The organism is Pontibacter ruber, from assembly GCF_023630205.1.
In the GTDB taxonomy this organism is placed as follows: Bacteria; Bacteroidota; Bacteroidia; order Cytophagales; family Hymenobacteraceae; genus Pontibacter; species Pontibacter ruber.
Window position 1 is genome coordinate 203773 of sequence record NZ_JALPRR010000003.1, and the last position, 16915, is coordinate 220687.

The 16915-nt window shown below is 49.0% G+C and carries 11 protein-coding genes; all 11 read right to left on the reverse strand.

Annotated elements, in window-relative coordinates; all coding sequences use genetic code 11:
* Nucleotides 1-115 precede the first annotated feature (115 nt).
* The 11 genes from MJ611_RS12760 to MJ611_RS12810 all read right to left on the reverse strand — a co-directional run bounded on the left by MJ611_RS12760 (nucleotide 116) and on the right by MJ611_RS12810 (nucleotide 16391).
* Nucleotides 116-4537, reverse strand: a complete 4422-nt coding sequence (locus MJ611_RS12760; RefSeq protein WP_250430203.1) for a beta strand repeat-containing protein — start codon at nucleotides 4535-4537, stop codon at nucleotides 116-118.
* A gap of 475 nt (nucleotides 4538-5012) precedes the next feature.
* The gene (locus MJ611_RS12765; protein WP_250430204.1) at nucleotides 5013-6218 is read right to left on the reverse strand and encodes a beta-ketoacyl synthase N-terminal-like domain-containing protein; all 1206 of its coding nucleotides are present in this window, start codon (nucleotides 6216-6218) and stop codon (nucleotides 5013-5015) included.
* A gap of 126 nt (nucleotides 6219-6344) precedes the next feature.
* Nucleotides 6345-7661 carry an adenosylmethionine--8-amino-7-oxononanoate transaminase gene (gene bioA / locus MJ611_RS12770; RefSeq protein ID WP_262921673.1) on the reverse strand — a complete coding sequence of 439 codons (1317 nt, stop codon included), beginning with the start codon at nucleotides 7659-7661 and terminating at the stop codon, nucleotides 6345-6347.
* 73 nt (nucleotides 7662-7734) lie between these two features.
* Nucleotides 7735-8349, reverse strand: a complete 615-nt coding sequence (gene bioD / locus MJ611_RS12775) for a dethiobiotin synthase (protein ID WP_250430205.1) — start codon at nucleotides 8347-8349, stop codon at nucleotides 7735-7737.
* On the reverse strand, nucleotides 8346-9467 hold the full coding sequence (locus MJ611_RS12780; RefSeq protein WP_250430206.1) for an aminotransferase class I/II-fold pyridoxal phosphate-dependent enzyme: 1122 nt from the start codon (nucleotides 9465-9467) through the stop codon (nucleotides 8346-8348). Before MJ611_RS12780 ends, bioD begins: the two co-directional genes overlap by 4 nt.
* Nucleotides 9468-9558: 91 nt before the next feature.
* Complete coding sequence (gene bioB, locus MJ611_RS12785; RefSeq protein WP_250430207.1) at nucleotides 9559-10557, reverse strand: biotin synthase BioB; 999 nt, start codon at nucleotides 10555-10557, stop codon at nucleotides 9559-9561.
* 253 nt (nucleotides 10558-10810) lie between these two features.
* Nucleotides 10811-12454, reverse strand: coding sequence for an amidase (locus MJ611_RS12790; RefSeq protein ID WP_250430208.1), 1644 nt, complete (start codon nucleotides 12452-12454; stop codon nucleotides 10811-10813).
* A 199-nt stretch (nucleotides 12455-12653) separates the two neighbouring features.
* Nucleotides 12654-13976 carry a toxin-antitoxin system YwqK family antitoxin gene (locus tag MJ611_RS12795; RefSeq protein WP_250430209.1) on the reverse strand — a complete coding sequence of 441 codons (1323 nt, stop codon included), beginning with the start codon at nucleotides 13974-13976 and terminating at the stop codon, nucleotides 12654-12656.
* Between the two features lie 31 nt (nucleotides 13977-14007).
* The gene (locus MJ611_RS12800; protein ID WP_250430210.1) at nucleotides 14008-14541 is read right to left on the reverse strand and encodes a HEAT repeat domain-containing protein; all 534 of its coding nucleotides are present in this window, start codon (nucleotides 14539-14541) and stop codon (nucleotides 14008-14010) included.
* Nucleotides 14542-14659: 118 nt separating this feature from the next.
* Nucleotides 14660-15109 carry a hypothetical protein gene (locus MJ611_RS12805; protein ID WP_250430211.1) on the reverse strand — a complete coding sequence of 150 codons (450 nt, stop codon included), beginning with the start codon at nucleotides 15107-15109 and terminating at the stop codon, nucleotides 14660-14662.
* A 97-nt stretch (nucleotides 15110-15206) separates the two neighbouring features.
* On the reverse strand, nucleotides 15207-16391 hold the full coding sequence (locus MJ611_RS12810) for an acetyl-CoA C-acyltransferase (RefSeq protein WP_250430212.1): 1185 nt from the start codon (nucleotides 16389-16391) through the stop codon (nucleotides 15207-15209).
* Between the last annotated feature and the right edge of the window lie 524 nt (nucleotides 16392-16915).

Here is a 16915-nt window from a genome sequence, read left to right on the forward strand (position 1 = left end):
GCTTCTATTGTTCCGAGGCCCTGAATTATGTGCCCGAAGAACTGGCTAAAACAAAACAGCAGGGGCCGCACTTTAGGCAGCCCCTGCTGTTTTTATACTTTATACTTTGACTTTTCTAGCGGTTCTTGATGATCTTTGTTGTTTCGTCAATGCCACCGCCAACTGCCTTCAGTATGTACATGCCATTGGCTAACTTTTGCAACGGCAACTCAATTTGGTTTACTCCTTTGTCCAGCTCCACTGACTTGCGCAGTACTTCACGTCCCTGCAGATCAATGATGATCAGTTGCGTTTGAGCCGGCTGCTGCACGGTAAGTGTAACGTTCACGTTGCTGGTGAAAGGGTTCGGGTATACCTGCATAAGCTTATCAGAAGTAGTACTGCCTCCGGAGCTAGTGGCCACTACATTGCTGTATTCGAAGCTGCCGTCCACATCTACCTGCTTCAGCCTGTAGTAAACCGTGCCCTTGAGGGGTGCTTTGTCTGTAAAGTTATACTTGATGGCCACGTTGCTGTCTCCTTTGCCTTTCACAGTTCCGATTTTGCTGAACGTTCTTCCGTCGCTGCTACGCTCTACTTCAAAGCGGTCGTTGTCTTTTTCGGAAGCAGTAAGCCATTGCAGCTCTACCTTTCCTTTGCCTGCAACAGCCTTGAAGTATACCAACTCTACCGGAAGTGGGGCCAGGGTTGGAGAGGTGCCGTAGATACGCAGGGTAATCGGTGTGACCGTTTCTACGCCATTCGCGTCCCGGGTTCTGACACTGAAATTATAGGTGCCCGGCATCAGGTAACCTTCCGAAGCGTTGGCAACTACAATGTTGCCATTGGCTAGCAGGCTTGCGCCGGCAGGGAGTGAGCCGCTTCCGGTTACCACGTTGGCCTGGGAAATGGCTCCATCAGGATCAGAGACTGTGGCAAGTACATCATTTACTTTGTACTCTTCTCTATACTTAGGCGGTGCTATATTATACACAGCCGGGCAGTTGACAACTACAGTTACATCGGCAGAAGAGGAACTGTTGGAGCCACCGCAGCTGGATGTTACCGTCCAGGTAAAGGTGTAGCTGCCGGAGACAAGACCCGTAACCGTAGTTGCAGCACTGGTTGCCGCTGTAAATGTAGGGTCTGCGCTTCCTGTAGGTTTGCTTCTTACTGACCAGCGGCCGGTGCCTGGAGCAGGATCACTACCTTGCAGGCTGGCCGTGCTACTACAAACGGTCTGAGCTGTACCAGCTGTTACCGGTGCGAATGTGGCACTTACTTCCAAAGTTACCCGGTTAGCAAGGGTTACAGTACAGCCCCCCGATACCGAAGCGGTTACATAGAAAGTGGTGGTTACAGTTGGGCTAACTGTAATTGCCTGGCGCTGGCCTGTACCGGTGAAGGCAGTACCAACCTTAGCATTGTCAGAGGAGCGGTACAGCTGGTAAGTAGCTCCGTCGTTATTGGTTTGCACATATACGATCGCTGGGCTGCCAGAGCAGGTCTTGGTGGTGCTGAGGCTTACTTCCTGGTTTGCCGCAGGTCCTGTAACAGTATAGGTAACTGTGTTGGTACCTTCTGCAGAACAGCCTGTGGTGGTGTTAGTAACCAGTATACCAAAAGTAGTAGTAGTGCTGACAGACGCCACATTGAAGGTAATAGAGCTGCCATTGCCCGCTTTAGGGTTTGTGTCGCCAGATGTAACTGCTATTGGCGCTTTGGTTGTACTGTTTATCAACTGATAGCTAAGGCCTGTTTGCGTACCAGCAACTGTTATAGTTTGTGCTAATCCGGCGCAACCGGAAGAGCTACCAATGGTAAGCGTATTTGTGTTTGCTGGAGGTGTGTTTACCGTCACATTTGTACTTCCTGACAAGATAGTAGTACATGCGGTACCACTAACTTTTCGCGCTCTTACTCTAAGCGTTGTTGCGCTTGTGATAGGGAAAGAGGTAAGCGTAATGGCGCCTCCTGTACCTAGTACTGAGTTTCCTGTCTCTGTTTCCGTAGTGCCACTCACAGTTATCAGGCGGTAAGCTACCCCTGCTTCTGAATTGTTTACAGTAACCTGTGCAGTGCCTCCGCTACAAATAGTTAAAGCCGATGGGGTAACTGTTGGAGAAGAAGAAGGCGGGCTACATTGTACAATAACAGGCGCTATTTTCTCGCTCGCACAGTTATTACCTGTAAGTTTATAGTTGGCCGTTACAGAAGCACCGGCAAATACCTCCAGTGATGAAAATCCGCTTGCTGTCCAGATGCCGTTGGAGTTGGTGGTTACAGGGGAGAAGGGCGTTCCTTCAATGTAAACTGTTACCTGCGAGCCTGCCGGTGCTGTTCCGGTAATAGTGGTTTGCCCTTCGGTAATCGGAGAGGCAATGGTTAAGGTGCCTGTTGGGGCTGCTGTCGAGGTTACAGCAGCAGAGTTTACACTTCGCACCTTGCCGACAGCTTTTGCCCTTGCTGTTACTGGTGTTCCGGCTGCAATACCGCCACCTGCTGCAGAAGACAAATCAACCGACCACGTACCTGTCGCTGATACTGTTGCAGTTAATGGAGTGCTGGTGCCACTCTGCGTGATCAGGCTGCCATCGCGTGCTCCTGCTGTGCCATTGGTGTAAAACTGTATTACTGTTCCGGCTGGCTCAGTAGAGGTACCGGATAAGGTCGTAATCTTGCCACAAGTAACAGGACTGATGGATGGTGCTGCTGTGGTTCCCTGTACAGTTAAGAAGTTAGAAGCACTTGAAAATGAGTTAGGGCAGCTAATGTTGCCCCCACCGGTAAGTGTCCTTGTCGTTCTAACATTAACAGTATTACCAGGCTGCAGGACACTCGCTGGAATTGTTAATGACCATGGGGTTGCGGCTGTCGTCGAAGTGGTTATAGTTACCCGCTGACTCTGCTCTGTGGCATTGATAAATAAGACCACCGTTGTGCTGACACTGGTTGAGGTAGCAGCAACTGTACCTGAGATGGTGGCAAGATTGGTTGGTACTTCTGACCAGGTGGTAGAATTTGTACTGTTAAACGTGGCATTGTCGTAGGCCACACTTGTAATGGAAACAATCTCCGTATTCACACCTGGATTTTGCCCATTACGGAAACAAAGCTGATTAGACCTTAAAGACTCACAGCCGCTGTTATTGCCCGAAGCGTCTAACGGTGTAGTTGTTGCATAGTAGTTGTTTTCAGTGATCGTAAAGGCAGGCGTTGTCCAGCTAAAGGTTGGGCCAGTTCCGGATGGAGTATAGTCATAGGTGCCAATTAAGGTCCCGGATGTATTGTAAATGGTAATTTTTTGCCTTTGATTTAAAGTGGTTGTACCTACAAACTGCTTTGAAGTGTTACCTGAACTGGCTAACCCGGTAAGTACTGGTGCCGGAGTGGCGGTACATACTCCAGAAATAACAGTTACTGAATTTGATACGGGCGATATGGTCTTACCAGATGGAGTAACCCGGGCTGTAATCACATCGCCAGCTGTTAACAATGTACTGGATAGGCCACTTAATGTCCAGGTACCGGTACTGCTCACGGTAGGGCATGCAGGCTGACCCGTGTTGCCACAGATAGCTACCCCATTTCGGAGTACCGTAACTACTGACCCTGCGGCTTCTACCGACGTCCCCGAAATAGTAGTGCTGTTAGCAGTGATCGGGCCACTGACCACAGGCGCTGTAGCTGTTACTGCCGCAAATCCGGTGGTCTGTATACTCGTTAAACTGGTAGGTGGGAAACCGTTGATAAGTGCTCTCCAGGCGCTGGGCGCATCGTAGTTGTAGGCTTGGAAGTTTACGCCACCCACATCAGAAACAGTACCTGTTAGACCACTTTGCGCACTGGTAATGGTAATGCCGCTCATTCGCAGCGGGGTAGCAGCAGTTATACCTCCCTGGAAAGCTGTAAGCGGAACATAGAAGTCATAGAAGTAGTCGGCGTTGCCACTACCTGTAGAAGCAGCAACCGATCGTTGCGAATACTGGTCTACGGAGCCGGAGAAAATAGTGGAGCTACCCGTTGGAGTATGTTTGATCACCTGAACAGCAAAGCTCGCAGCAAGTAACACTTCATATTCGAAGCCCGGATTGGCGCCGGTTCCTGTAAAGGTCTGGTCTGAGTCGATCAGTACGCTGTAACCTTTCGGCGAGGTAGAGGAGGAGCCAAGCCGTACCCGGAAGAGAAGGTTGGTGCCATCAAAGTATGTTGCTATCGGAGAGCCCGTAGAGGGTGTGGAAAGAGGTGTAGTAGGGGGTACCAGGTCGGTATGGCCTCCCGTAGTGCCTGTATTTAAATCTCCTATAGGTTCGGTTGTCAGTGCAGGAAAAGGACGATACGGGATCTCGCTGTTGGAAGCTCCTTCGTCTTTTCCGCCCGTAAATCCTGCTTTTGTAGTAGAAATATAGCCATCCTGGTTTGGGTCCAGAACTTTGCTGCCTCCCGCAGTGGCAGTCTTATAAATAAACCCAGGTGTCTGAGCTACAGCCTCAGGTAGGTTTGCCGCTATCATCACAAGAATAAGCGAACACATAATCCGGTAATAGTTTGCTCTCATAGATAGATGGTTAAAGGAAATGGACCTGTTTTGTGAAATGTTATATGTTTATTTTTGCACTATTTGCTTGTTGCTATAAAATGTATGAAGACTTCAAGGAGTTTATCCTGCAATGGTTTTCGACAAAATGTCATACTGATTGTTTGTAGATGCTCTAGAAAAAAGTTTGCTGCTTTAAATTGTTCAACTCCTGTAAATAGTATCTCTGCTATAACTGGGAGACAATTGTACTTGTAACACAAAACAGAGGTTGTAAAAATTGTACCTAATTGAGCGTTGAATAAAACAAAACTTTATTCTAGATGGAAGCAACTCAAGTGGTATGCCACATTTCTTAAAGCATTATGAGGCAACATGTTAGGGTAAAGTATTCCCGGTTTGAAGCACTTTATTGTCTGATTTTGGGAGGTCTGTCTATAAGTGGGATTGTCTATAGAGGGATAAACAGGTACTCGGTAGTTTAAAAACTTTGCTTTTAGTGTAATGTAACAATTACACTGGCTGCATTGCCGCCAAAGCCGGCAGCGTTTACCATCACCCTTTTTAGCTGTGGCGTGTTGGTGTTGTTGATTTGAGAGGGATAAGGGAAATCTAGAATTTGCTGCTGACGGAGCAACTGAATCGCATACTGTATGCTTAAAGCGCCGGAAGCACCCAAGGTATGGCCAAGCAGCCACTTGTTGGTGGTGAGAACAGGATGTTGCTCTCCAAAAACAGCACCGATTGCGGCTAATTCGGCTCTGTCGCCCGCGCGGGTGCCCGGTGAGTGGGTGATGATGGCGTTTATAGTATCGTCTGATGGGAGCTGTGACAACGCGTGGCGCATGGATTTCTGGAAATTGATTCCCTCCCTCGATATGCCCGTTTTGCTTTCGATCTTTTCAAATCCGACGCCTATGGCTTCGATAACAATATCACCGGAAGTTATACTTGTTGCAGTAGCTTTTTCAAGCGCAAAAACGGCAGCGCCTTCTCCCAGCACGAAGGTGTTTCTTTTCTCCAACGCATAAGGCTGGCAAGGGTAAGGAGTATCTTGTAACGGAGAGTAAATGCCAACCGCCTTCATCTGAGCCAGCGTGAAATTAGTGAGAGGGGCTTCGGTACCACCAGCTAAGAATCTGTTGGCCATGCCCGCTTTTAACCAGGCCATACCGTTCGCCAATGCCATCAGGGCGGTGCTGCAGGTGATGGAATGACTGATCTGGGCACCCCCGGCATTTACGGCATGCGCCACCCAACTGGAAACGTTGCCCAGCGTGGTAGTAGGAGAGGCGCTGGAAGAAACCATACCTGCTTCATTGTTTTGGAAACCGGAGAAATGCTGCTCGAACAAACCGGTAGCCCCGCGCGAAGAGCCGATGTTCACAGCCAGATCATCTGAACTATTGATGTCATTGTTCAGCCATCCTGCCCGGGCAGCGGCTTGCCTGGCGGCGTAGATTGCCAATAATACAGAACGATCCAGTTGCAGGTAGTGAGGATTAGCTACGATTAGTTGCTGTAGCTCCTGTTCAGCGGCTGCTGATAGCGCTGCAACAGGAGTAGGGTTGCCTTGGTGAAGAATATTACTAAAGGCAGGCTTGCCTGAAAGGTATGCTTGTGCGGAGGTCTTCTGGTCGAACCCTAGCGGAGAGATGGCACCGCAGCCCCTGATGACAATATGTTCTTTCGCTTCCTCCAAATCGTGTGCAAAGGTAACTAGTAATGAGTAATGGCTAAATAAGAATGACCAATTTACAAGAGGGAAGGAATGATAAATAGTGGTTAGGGCTTTTCATTACGAGCCATTACTCATTACTAGATATCATTAATCATGGAGGGTTGTCTTGGTTGGCGGCTCAAAATAGCGGGTGCCAGTGATCAGTTGCTGCATACCTAGTATCGTCTGATACACCTTATCGAGTTGCTTGTCTGTAATGCAGTAGGGAGGGATTACGTATATAATGTTGCCCAACGGACGTAGGATCACTCCTTGCTCTAACCCGAAACTGTAAAGCGTGTCTCCCATTTTATTGAAGTAGGAGGTGCCATCTGCTTCAAACTCTACGGCCAGTATCGTACCCTGCTGCCGTACTTCCTTTACCTTGGGCAACGTTCTGCACTGTATAGCAAAATCCTGGTGGCGCTGACTGATGTGTCGGGTGCATTGCTGTGTGTCCGGCAACAGTAACAGGTCTAAGCTGGCAAGCCCTGCCGCACAAGCCACTGGGTTAGCGGTATAGCTGTGGCCGTGGAATAAAGTTTTCCGTTTGTCGTCGCTCAGAAAGGCTTCGTAAATCTTCTCATTGCAGGAGGTTGCTCCCAGGGCCATCGTGCCACCCGTCAGCCCTTTCGACAGACAAACCATATCCGGTTTGTGCTGCACGTAATCGCTGGCAAAAGTGCGGCCGGTGCGGCCAAAGCCTGTCATTACCTCATCGGCAATGGTAAGGATGTTGTGCTGCTGGCAGATTTCCAGAAGCCTGTCCAGTACCTCGTGCTTATACATCACCATGCCTGCGGTGCCCAGCACCAGGGGTTCGTAAATAAAAGCGGCTACATCACCGGCAATGGCAAATACCTCCAGTTGTTTTATAGTTTCTTCTTCGTTGCCCGGTACAGGCACATCGATAAAATGAGGCTCAAACAGGTATGGCCAGAAAGGAGCCGTAAATGCGCTGCGCGCACTTACCGACATTGCTCCAAAGGTATCACCATGGTAGCTGTCACGGAAGGCGATGATCTTTTTTTTGGGTGTGCCTACGTTCTCCCAATATTGAATAGCCATTTTCAGGGCTACTTCGACAGCTGTAGAACCGTTATCAGAATAAAAAATGCGGCTCTGGCCTTGGGGTAAAATTGAGATCAAACGCTCGGCAAAAGTAACAGCAGCAGGATGAGTGAAGCCGGCAAAAATAACGTGCTCCAGCGTCTGCAACTGCTCGGCTACTTTCTGTGCAATGTAGGGATGTGCATGGCCGTGCAGGTTCACCCACCACGACGATACCGCATCAATATAGCTTTTACCATCTTCTGAAAACAACAGTGCTCCCTCGCCCCTTACGATAGGTATAGGAAGGGCAGCCGTTTTCATCTGCGTGTACGGGTGCCAGATTATATTATGATCGCGTTCTGCTAAGCTCAATTTTGAGTTACTGAATAAGTGAATGACTGAATCTTAGTAGAAGTCTGTTATCTATAGTTCTGCGGCTAACGTTTTACAAATGCCCAACAAAGGTCCTGGCGTACTCGGCTACGGCTTCTTGGCAAAAATCGGCTTCCTGGCGAATGGATGGCAGACGACGCAGACCCGTATACTTGATGATGAAATCCTCTGACGTTGGATTCTCCTCACCGTTAAAAATGATACCGGCAACCGGAACCTTGCGGTAACGCAATACCTCAGCTGTTAACAAAGTATGGTTTATACTTCCCAGGTAATTACGGGATACAAGTATAACCTCCAGCCCCAGTTGCTGCACCAGGTCCAGCACCAGGTAACGCTTGTTCAGGGGTACCATCAGTCCGCCAGCCCCTTCCACGATCAGGTTGTTCTGTGTTTCCGGTAGCTTCAGTCCGTGCACATCTATTTCAATTCCTTCGGCTGCCGCCGCTTTGTGTGGCGATGCTGCCATCTTCAGGCGGTAGGCTTCCGGGTGAAAAACAGAATGCTCGTTCGAAACCAGACTTTTTACCATGTCTGTGTCGGTGAAGTCGAGGCCACCCGCCTGTACGGGTTTCCAGTAATCGGCTTGCAGTGCTTCGGTAAGTATGGCTGCGGCAACTGTTTTGCCTACGTCCGTTCCGATGCCTGTTACAAAATATCGTTTCATGTACCTTTAGCTATGGCCTGCGCGAGGCCCTCAATTTCTTCTTCTGTATTAAATGCATGCACGATCACGCGCAGCCGCTCGGTGCCTTTCGGCACGGTTGGGGCCAGCACGGGGCGCACGTCATATCCATCGTGTTGCAGCGCAGCCGCCAGCAGTTTAAGTTGCTCCGGCTGTTGCAGGAAAACAGAAAGTATAACACTGTTCTCCGGGGTGCAGCGTATGCCGCTAAGTTTGTTTAGCTTTTGGTACAGCAGGTGTGCCAGCTTTTTTGCCCGCTCCCGTTCCTGGGAAAGCTGCGGCAGAAACGTATAGGCACACTTTAAGGCCACCAGCGCGTGCGTTGGCAAACCTGTGGTATAAATAAAAGCGCGGCTGTAGTTGATGAGAAAATCACGCAGTACCTTAGGGCCCACCACCGCAGCGCCGTGGCTGCCCATGGCCTTTCCATAGGTAATTACCTGTGCAAACACCTGATCCTGCAGCCCTAAGGCTACGGTCAGGCCTTCGCCTTTCTCACCATAGAGACCCACAGCATGGGCCTCGTCTACAATTAAAGCAATGGAATGCTCGTTACACAATTGAGCCAGTTCCTGCAAGGGGGCTTTGTCGCCGTCCATGGAGTAAACCGACTCTACCACCACGTATACCTGCCCGGTCGCGTGCTTCAGCTTCTGCCTTAGATCCTCCACGTTGTTATGGCGAAAGGCATAGGTTTTGGCAAAGCTCAGGCGCAGGCCGTCCTTCATGGAGGCGTGGCTAGCCTCGTCATAAAACACGGTATCGCCCCGCTGCGGCAGCGCCGACAGCAGGCCCACATTGGCCGTATATCCTGAGTTAAAAAGTAGTGCCGCTTCCCCTTTGTGGTAGGACGCAATCATACCTTCCAGCTCTTCGAAAAGGCCGTGGTTACCGGACAGTAAACGGGAGCCAGTTGCCCCCAAAGGCAAATGTTTATACTTGTCCTCTTCCTTGTGGATGAGTGCCCGCAACTGTTCAGAGCGAGCAAGGCCGAGGTAATCATTAGAGCAGAAATCGATAAGGCCGGCGGTGGTTTTAAGCGCACGCAGGTTGCCCTGCGCTGCCCTTTCCGCCAGCTTCTGCTGAAGTTTATTTGACAAAGGACTAGTAGACAAAGAACAAAGGAATTAATGATATTGCTTTAAAGTATAAAGTCTTTTGTCTTTTGTCAAACAGTCTTTTGTCAAAAGACTAGCAAACGTGCTGCACTCCCTCCTTAAAAGACTTTCGTGGTGTCAGACCCAATAGGTCGAACATGGCTTTGTCTGCATCGAAATCCGGGTTAGGAGTTGTCAGCAGTTTTTCGCCGGTGAAGATGGAGTTTGCGCCAGCCAGGAAGCAAAGTGCCTGATCAGTTACGCTCATGCGCTCACGGCCAGCCGAAAGACGTACCATGGTTTTTGGCATCAGAATACGGGCTGTTGCGATCATGCGCACCATCTCCCACACGGTTACCAGCGGCTGGTTTTCCAGCGGCGTACCTTTTACAGGAACCAGGGCATTAACTGGAACTGACTCCGGGTGCTGCACCATGGTAGACAAGGTATGAAGCATGCCAATTCGGTCTTCGTCTGTCTCGCCCAAACCGATTATACCCCCAGAGCATACCGAGATACCTGCCTTGCGCACGTTTTCTATCGTGTCCAGGCGGTCGTCGTAGGTACGGGTGGTAATGATATTGCTATAGTTCTCTTCAGAGGTATCCAGGTTGTGATTGTAGGCATACAGGCCGGCTTCTTTCAGCTTTTCTGCCTGGTACTCGTTCACCATACCCAGGGTACAGCAAACTTCAAGGCCCATTTCATTTACGCCCTTTACCATGTCCAGCACCTTGTCGAAGTCGCGGTTGTCGCGCACCTCGCGCCAGGCAGCACCCATACAAAAACGGGTAGAACCACCGTCTTTTGCGCGCTGTGCAGCCGTAAGTACCTGCTCCTGGCTCAGCAGCTTATGCACTTCCACATCGGTATGGAAACGGGCAGCCTGCGGACAGTAAGAACAGTCTTCCGGGCAGCCACCTGTTTTCACTGACAATAAAGTACATACCTGCACCTCTCCAGTCGCCTGGTGTTGCTTGTGCACGTTGGCCGCTTCTACGATCAGCTCCAGCACGGGCTTGTAGTAAATCGCCTTTATCTCTTCCAGACTCCAGTCGTTGCGGATATCTGTGTTCAGTCCGTTTTGCGTCATGGTGCTTGTGTTTTGGGTTACGAAGGTAATTTGAAGATTTAGGAATAAAAAACCAAGATATGGGTAGCTTCGGTGGATAAATAGTTAACTTCTTAAGCTGCTGCAGCATTTCTGTGGAAAAATTGGTTTGTTAATTTGTTGAGAGATTGGCTCGCTCGGACCTGAGTTCATGAAAGGCGAGCAGACAGGCTCAAACAAAAACGGCCACTGCTCTCCAAAGCAGTGGCCGTTTTGATAGACTTGTGGTTTTGTATTACGATGGGTTTGTCGATTTCCGGAAGGTAGGAACGGTTCTCTTTTTAGATGCCTGCTCGTAGGCATACGCTATCCGGATCAGTTCCGGCTCGCTGTAGGCAGTACCGAAGAAAGAAAAACCGATCGGCAAACCATACACCAATCCCATCGGAACCGTGATGTGTGGGTAGCCAGCAATAGCCGCCGGGGTAGATAAACCATAGCCCGAAAAGGAATCCCCGTTCACCAGGTCAATGCACCACGAAGGGCCGTAGGTTGGGCCGGAGATGGCGTCCAGCTTGTGCTCCTTCATTAGGTCGTTGATGGCCTTACGCGAAGTGGTCAGGTTCTTCTGCAGTGCCTCTTTATACTCTTTGCTGTTCAGGTCGCCCAAATCCTCGGAGCTCTCCAGGATCTCCTGTTTGAAGTAGGGCATGGCTTTGTCTGCGTGCTGCTTGTTGAAGGCGATCACCTCCTTCAACGACTTCACCTTCGCATTGGAAGTAGCCAGGTACTTGTTCACTCCATCCTTGAACTCGTACTGCAATACCTTATACTCACTGGCGCTGAGCTCGTTTATTTTCTTGATGATCTCCACTTCCACGATCGTGGCGCCTTTGCTTTTCAGCAGATCGAGTGCCTCCTGCAGCATGCTGTCGATGTCCTCATGCCCTTTCAGAAAGGATTTCTCCACACCGATACGTTTGCCTTGCAAGCCATTTACATCCAGGAACTTGGTGTAGTCGGTCAGTGCTTTGCCCGTGCTTTCTTTTGTAACAGGGTCTGCGGTATCAACACCGGTTAAGGCTCCTAAAAGTATAACAGCATCGGTTACTGTTCTGGCTAGAGGGCCTGCGGTATCCTGGGTATGGGAGATCGGAATGATACCTGAGCGACTCAGCAAACCCACCGTTGGCTTGAAGCCTACCACGCCATTCACGGAAGCCGGGCACACGATGGAGCCGTCGGTTTCGGTGCCGATCGCCACGGCGCACAGGTTGGCAGCTACAGCCACACCCGAGCCAGAGCTGGAGCCGCAAGGTGTGCGGTCGAGTATGTACGGGTTTTTGTTCTGGCCACCCCTGCTGCTCCAGCCGCTGGCGGAACGGGTAGAGCGGAAGTTGGCCCACTCGCTCAGGTTGGTTTTGCCTAACAGCACCGCGCCGGATTCACGCAGCTTCGCCACAATAAAAGCATCTTTGGAGGCTCTGTTGCCTTCCAATGCGATGGAGCCTGCTGTGGTCAGCATTTTATCGGAGGTGTCAATGTTGTCTTTTATCAGGACAGAAATGCCGTGCAGCGGGCCGCGTACTTTCCCTGCCTTTCTTTCCTGGTCCATGGCGTCGGCTATACTTAGCGCATCCGGGTTTACTTCGATCACGGAGAGCAGCCTCGGGCCATTGTGATCGATTGCCTCGATGCGCTGCAGGTATAGTTCTGTGATAGCCCGGGAAGTATACTCTCCGCGCTGCATCTTCTGCTGCAGTTCTCCTATGGTTGCCTCTTCCAGCGCAAAGCCCTGGCCGGCTGATTTGTCTTCTGTATTGCTTTTATTTTCGGCTTTCTTTTCTTCGGGAGCGCTTGTCTGGCATGCTCCCAGTGCAAGCGTCGAGAGTGTAAGGCTTGCAAGAGAGGTATTTCTTAAAAAGTTTCTTCGGTTCATAGTTTGGATTTTGTAGAAAGATAACTTTTTGTGGAGCAATTAGAAATACCTCCGCATAGATAATTGAGGGAAATAAAAAGATGCTGCATTAGAATAGAAGCAGCTGTGAATTGCTGTCTTTGGAGAAAGAAACAGGGATACGGTTATACTTTCTGTAGCAGCAGCAAATAAAAAGGGCAGGCTCTAAAGCCTGCCCTTTTTATTTATCTTTTTCCTCCACTACCTGCCCGTTCCGGTAAAGGCGGGTTTTGATCACTTTGCCTTCTTCGTTGTAGTACTTCCAGGTGCCGGTTTCGCGGTTGTTGCGGTGCTGGCCGGTTACCTCTACTTTGCCGTTTTCGAAATACTGCTTGTATGGCCCGAACCGCAGTCCGTCTTTGTGGTTTGTTTCGGAGCGCAGCTTGCCGGACGGATGGTATGTATAGCTCAGGCCTACGATCTTGCCGTTCTCATACGTATACTTCTCTTTTACCTGGCCGTTCTCGTGGTATACCAGGCGCTCGCCTGTCAGTTTATCATTGGCATAGTTTTCGGATACTTCTACTTTTTTGCCGGGTGCGTCAAAGTATGTTTTCCAGCTACCGTGGCGCAGCTTGTTTTTTGTTTGCTCCTCCGACTGCAGATTGCCGGAAGGGTAATAGCGGCTTACTTTGCTGTCGTCGCCATTGTTGCTGTAATTGCCTTCTTCTTTCAGCTTGCCGTCCTCGTAAAAGATTTGCGTAAGGCCATTCGGTTTGCCATTTTTATAGTTGATCACGCTGCGAGGTTTTCCGCTCTCGTAAAACGATTTGGAAGGTCCATGCATTTGCCCTGCCAGGAAACCGCCTTCCGTGCTCAGCTTGCCGCTGCGGTAATAGCTTTTAAAAGTACCTTCCTTTTTGCCTGCCACATTCACTACTTCTGTTTCGAGCTGGCCATTGTCGAAATATGTTTTGTAGGAACCTTCCAGCATGCCGTCCCGGTAGTTGGCTTCTGTTTCGAGCTGGCCATTCGGGTAGTAGGTTTTAGCCGGGCCGCTCTGTTTGCTGTTCTTGTAGTTGATTTCTGATTTCAACTTTCCTCCAGTGTAATACTCCTTCACCAGTCCTTCCGGAAAGCCATTTACAAAGTTGGTCTCTTTGCGGATGGTGCCATCGGTGTTGAAGGTTCGGAACACATTGCTTTGCTGGTCTTTCTCGTAACTGCCTTCCTGCAGCAGGTTGCCGTTGGAGTGGTACGCTTTAAAAGGCCCCTGCTTCACGTCCTGCACATAGGTTACCTGCAGCTTGGGTTTACCGGATGGATAGTATTCGGTAAAAACGCTGTCTTTTTTCCCGTCTACAAATTTGGCAAAAGCCTCGCGCTCGCCGGTAGGGTAGTAGCGGTTGTAGTACCCTACTATGGCAGAGTCCGGGGTGATGAAGTATACTTCCTTTATTGAGGTTCGGGCCTCGTCGTGGTAAGTAACGACTTTGTTGCCTTGCCCCAGGGTAACAGTGCTTACAAGGGAGAGTGTGAACAGGATGGACAGTAATTTATACATGAGTATGGTGTGCAATGCGTGAAGTATAAGCTTATACTTTCTTTTTAATGATCTCTTTAGCTACCAGTTTCATAAACGGGTCAGGGTCTTTTAGATAACTTTTTGCAAACTCAGCAGCTTTCGTGTGGTTTACTTTTTCCAGGCTCATCAAAGCCCTACGGATCACATACTTGTCTTTATCACGGTTGATCAGGTTAACGAGTAGTTTCTCCCGGTCTTCCACTTCCGTGCGCCCAAGTAATTCGGCCATTTGCCACCTGGCTTGCGGCTGATTTGAATTGAGGGCCTTTTTAACGAATCTGAGTTTAGATTCCAGCTTGTCGTCTACTTTCTGAAGTATAGTTTCTGATTCGTTATCTATGGCAAGCACAAAAACCAGTTGTTGAGCCAGGTCGTGGTTGAACTCTTTGTTTAAAAGCTCTATTACCAGGTCCGCAGCTTTATACAGTTCATCCCAACCTGGATAATCAATTTCCCACTCGCCTAATCCCCTTTCTTCGGTATAGGTGTCGGGAGTCATGTTGGCCCAATCCCAGAATTTAGCTAACTCGGTTTCTAATGACATTTCTTCTTTAGTATAGATCAACACCAAAAGTATGGAAAACAGTTTAATGTGTTGGCTTGGTTGTGAATACAATGTGTTATGCTTCAGCTAAAGTATAACACATTGTATCATAAACTATTTACCTGTTAGTTTTTGATTCCTGTATATGAGGCTCTTCACATGAAACTACATCAATAACTTCATTCTCGGTACCTATCCTGTAGTGCTTTGCTGGCCCAATAGAATGTATATACCATCCATGGTATTTGTTGATATACTCGAAGTACTTTGAGTTCTGAATAACCTGTAAAGTGCCTAAAGAGTCTCTAATCTCATTCTCATCGAAGTTATACCATGACTCATCTATTACTTGCCATGCAATGACATGTTCAAATGAAATAGTGAATTGTCTGCTGCTCTCTGTTGGTTTGATAGGATAACATTTCAAATTAGAATTTTCTGTTATCTGTATGTCTACTTGCTCCTGCTTTACAAATGCTTCTATCAAAATTACTTGTAAACTTCCACTACCCCTGTAGAGAATATCACCAAGGTAAAAGGCATAAGCTGAATCAAGGATAGATTTCAATGTTTTATAGGTTCCTGTTTTACATCTTTAAAGTATAAAAAAGAAGCCTTACGAATAACGTAAGGCTTCCTGCAAATAATATGCCTTTTGGCTGTGATTACATTTTCTCGATAACCAGTGCAGATGCACCGCCACCGCCGTTGCAGATACCGGTTACACCGATCTTGCCACCTTTTTTATCGAGCACGTTGCAAAGTGTAGTTACGATGCGGGCACCGGAAGCACCAAGCGGGTGACCAAGCGATACGGCACCACCAAACACGTTCACCTTGCCGCCTTCGAGGCCAAGCTTCTGGTTGTTAGCGATAGATACTACCGAGAAGGCTTCGTTGATCTCGTAGAAATCTACTTCTTCCGGCGTAACGCCTGCATTTCTCAACGCTTTAGGTATAGCCAGCGCTGGTGTTGTTGTGAACCAGATCGGATCCTGCTCCGCATCAGCAAAGCCACGGATCTTCGCAATAGGCTTCACGCCCAGTTCTTCGGCTTTCTCTTTGCTCATCAACAGGATGGCAGCAGCACCGTCGTTCAGGGTAGAAGCGTTGGCAGCTGTTACTGTACCTGCTTTGTCGAACACCGGCTTCAGGCCAGGGATTTTATCGAAACTTACTTTTCTGTACTCTTCGTCTTCCGCTACCAGGATAGGGTCTTTGCCACGCTGCGGTACTTCTACCGGCACTATCTCATCCTTCAGCAAACCAGCTTCAGCAGCGGCAGCTACTCTTTTGTAAGAGTTGATCGCATACTCGTCCTGCATCTCGCGTGTGATCTTCAGTTCACGGGCCGTGTTCTCAGCGGCATTACCCATGTGGAAGTCGTTGTATACATCCCACAGGCCGTCTTTGATCAGGCCGTCTGCCATCTGAACGTTACCCATTTTGGCACCCCAGCGTGCTTTGTCTACATAGTAAGGCACGTTCGACATGCTTTCCATACCACCGGCTACGATCACATCTTTGTGACCGAGCATGATGGCCTGCGACGCATACATGATGGCTTTTGTACCGGAAGCACATACTTTGTTGATGGTCGTACATTCCACGTTATAGCCCAAGCCCGCTTTTACAGCAGCCTGACGCGCAGGCGCCTGGCCTAAGTTGGCAGAAAGCACGTTACCCATGATCACTTCCTGTACCTGCTCTTTGTCAACGCCGGCTCTTTCCAGCGCGCCTTTGATAGCAATAGCACCCAGTTCTGTAGCAGAAAGGCTCGAAAGGGCACCACCAAAGCTGCCGATCGGAGTACGGACAGCCGAAATGATATATACTTCCTTGATTTGCATAAAATTGAATTCTGTTGTTTTAGATGTGTGAATTTATTTAGATTATGGAAGAAAAACAAACATTCGTTAGGTAAAGGAGAGAGGAGAGGTTAGACTCTATCTTTCTTTAATAAACGGGAGTAAGGGTATAGAAGTATAGGTGAGGCTTTGTGGGTGATGTATTATCAAATACGTTTTGTAAACTTTCTGCCTTAGCTATACTTCAAAGTATAAGTTTCATCGCAAAAGTATAAACATCCCCTACCCCCTTCGAAGGGGGACTTGGTTCCAGTTGCATAGCCGCTCACGAAGCAGTGATGTTTCCAGCCTTTGCGTTGAGCGCCTTCTATTGTTGCGGTGCTGAGCTTGCTCAGCAGCCCGTAGCGGAGCGAGGAGCAGCTTCAATAGACAGCGCGATGCGCAAAGGCGAGGCCTCGCGGCCTAGAGCGCACCAAAGACAACTATGAAACCAGTAGCTGGTAAGACTGAGGAATACAAGCAGCTGCAATAGCAAAGGATTGTTAGCCACAAGTATAAAACTCCAT

Coding starts and splice junctions, on each gene's coding strand:
- MJ611_RS12760 (WP_250430203.1), bottom strand. CDS start 4,537: ATGAGAGCAAACTATTACCGGATTATGTGTTCGCTTATTCTTGTGATG.
- bioD (WP_250430205.1), bottom strand. CDS start 8,349: ATGAAACGATATTTTGTAACAGGCATCGGAACGGACGTAGGCAAAACA.
- bioB (WP_250430207.1), bottom strand. CDS start 10,557: ATGACGCAAAACGGACTGAACACAGATATCCGCAACGACTGGAGTCTG.
- MJ611_RS12790 (WP_250430208.1), bottom strand. CDS start 12,454: ATGAACCGAAGAAACTTTTTAAGAAATACCTCTCTTGCAAGCCTTACA.
- MJ611_RS12795 (WP_250430209.1), bottom strand. CDS start 13,976: ATGTATAAATTACTGTCCATCCTGTTCACACTCTCCCTTGTAAGCACT.
- MJ611_RS12800 (WP_250430210.1), bottom strand. CDS start 14,541: ATGTCATTAGAAACCGAGTTAGCTAAATTCTGGGATTGGGCCAACATG.
- MJ611_RS12810 (WP_250430212.1), bottom strand. CDS start 16,391: ATGCAAATCAAGGAAGTATATATCATTTCGGCTGTCCGTACTCCGATC.